Source organism: Myxococcus vastator, assembly GCF_010894475.1.
GTDB lineage: Bacteria > Myxococcota > Myxococcia > Myxococcales > Myxococcaceae > Myxococcus > Myxococcus vastator.
In genome coordinates this window covers 1-2,038 of sequence record NZ_JAAIYB010000764.1, presented here as the reverse complement: position 1 = coordinate 2,038, position 2,038 = coordinate 1, and the positions used below count along the sequence as shown (strand labels likewise).

The 2,038-nt window shown below is 71.2% G+C and carries 3 protein-coding genes; 1 reads left to right on the top strand and 2 read right to left on the bottom strand.

Annotated elements, in window-relative coordinates; genetic code table 11:
• On the bottom strand, window positions 1-840 hold an 840-nt coding region (locus G4D87_RS37015; RefSeq protein WP_163787481.1), incomplete at its 3' end, for an ABC transporter ATP-binding protein.
• A gap of 223 nt (window positions 841-1,063) precedes the next feature.
• Between G4D87_RS37015 and G4D87_RS37010 the strand changes: the two genes are divergently transcribed.
• The gene (locus tag G4D87_RS37010) at window positions 1,064-1,414 is read left to right on the top strand and encodes a hypothetical protein (protein WP_163787480.1); all 351 of its coding nucleotides are present in this window, start codon (window positions 1,064-1,066) and stop codon (window positions 1,412-1,414) included.
• 25 nt (window positions 1,415-1,439) lie between these two features.
• Here the strand turns inward: G4D87_RS37010 and G4D87_RS37005 are convergent, their stop codons facing one another.
• Window positions 1,440-2,006 (bottom strand): hypothetical protein, encoded by a 567-nt coding sequence (locus tag G4D87_RS37005; protein ID WP_163787479.1) that lies wholly within the window; start codon window positions 2,004-2,006, stop codon window positions 1,440-1,442.
• Window positions 2,007-2,038: the final 32 nt, after the last annotated feature.

Sequence of the window (2,038 nt, the reverse complement as noted above, 5' to 3'; positions counted from 1 at the left end):
GGGCTGGAGCGAGCGCGTATGGGCGCGGCCCTCCACCTCGCGCAGCAGGCCGCCGACGTGCCGCACCATTTCATTGAGCGCCGCGTCCTCCGGCCGGCGCGGCATGGGCAGGTGGACCTCCAGGTCCTTCACCACGCGTCCCGGACGGGGCGCCATCAGCACCACGCGGGTGCCCAGCATCAGCGCTTCATGGACGTCATGGGTGACGAACACCACCGTCTTGCCGGTGCGCACCCAGATGGACTGGAGGAGCTCCTGCATGTGGATGCGCGTCTGCGCGTCCAGCGAACCGAAGGGCTCGTCCATGAGCAGCACGGCCGGGTCCACGGCCAGCGCGCGGGCGAGCGAGGCCCGCATCTTCATGCCGCCGGAGAGCTGGTGGGGCAGCGCGTTCTCGAAGCCGCCCAGCTGCACCCGCTGGATATAGGTGTCCGCCCGCTCGCGGCGCTCGGCGCGGGGCATGCCCCGGGCGGCCAACGCGAAGGTGATGTTGCCGCGCACGGTGAGCCACGGGAACAGCGCGGCTTCCTGGAACATCAGCAGCCGGTCCGGCCCCGGCCCGTGGATGGGCTGCCGGTCGATGGACACCGAGCCCCCCGTGGGCACCACGTGCCCCGCCAGCGCGTAGAGCAGCGTGGACTTGCCACAGCCGGACGGGCCCAGCAGGCACACGAATTCGCCCGATCGGACGTTGAGGTCCACGTTCTGCAAGGCGACCACCTTGTTGGCGTACTCGTGGTCCAACCGGGCGACGCTGATTTTGGCGCGCTCCGCACCGACATGCGCCGGCTGGAGCAGGCGCAGGGAACTTCTCCAACGGCCGAGGAGGGCGCGCAGCATCGGCCACAAAGTAGGCACGTAGGTGCAAGTGGGAAGGGGGAGCAGGCAGAGGGCCCGTTGAGGGTCTCCTGGCCTGCTCGCCTGCTTTGGCGCGGATAGGGGCTCAGGGCCCGTTTCCGAGCCTTCAAGACGCGCCAGGAAGGCTCCGCCCCGCCCGATAGAAGCTGGTGACGCGCCGGGCGCGAGTTTTCATCGCCCGCCTGGCCGCCTTAGACGTCAGGGCATGGTGGAAGAGGGACTCATCGGACTGATGCGGGGCGTCCTGGCGACCTACTCGGACAGGAGCCGCTTCGGCGCCGCCGGGCTGATGCTCCTGCTGGGTCTGGGCGTGCTGCTGGGGACGGGCAGCCTGATGCTCCACGCCGAGCCCCTCATCGGCGACGAGGGGCTGGCCTGGGCCGTGGGCTTGCTGGCCCCCTTCGTCCTGGGCGCCGTCGTGGCCGGCTTCCAGAAGGTGAAGCTGTGGGACTGGCAGCTCCGGTTCGACCTGGAGCGCTTCGGCGCGGCCTTCTGCGTCACGACGGGCTTCGTGCTGGCCCGCTTCGTCGGCGTCCTGCTGCTCGCCGGGGGCTGAGGCGAAGGCCCTTCGTCCCGGGGGCTCAGGCGGAGGCCGAGGCCCGCTCGGCGCGCAGGTGCGTCCGCGTTCGCAAGCCCAGCCACGCGGCGAAGGCGAGCAGCAGCACCCCCACGCTGGTGAAGGCGCCGCCCACGCGCAGCGAGGCGTCGCGGTCATCCCAGACAAACTCCAGCGGGGCGTCCCCCGGGTTCGCGAAGGCCTGCTCCAGCTGCGCCTCCACGCGCGTGGCCACCGCTTCCTCGGTGGCCCACTGGAAGAAGAGCGGGTACTCGCCGTGCGCCGTCACCAGCGTGGGCCGGAAGATGGGCACGCGGTTGCGGCGGGCGGCGCGGGTCCGGTCCACCTTGACGCCTTGCACGTCCTTCATCGCGAAGCTGGCCACTTCGTCGCGGGTGAGCCAGCTGGAATGGAACAGCAGGCACACGCCGCCGGGCTGGCACCGCAGCTCCACGCGGGCCTTGGCGTTGAGCAGGTAGGGGCCCAGCACGAGGAAGGGCAGGGCGAGCAGCACGCACGCCGCCGCGGCGATGGCCGTGGTGCGGCTCTTGCGCGGCGCTTCATCGGAGTAGGAGGGCTGGGGCTCGCTCACACCTCTCCTCATAGACCTGGGCGGGCCGGGTG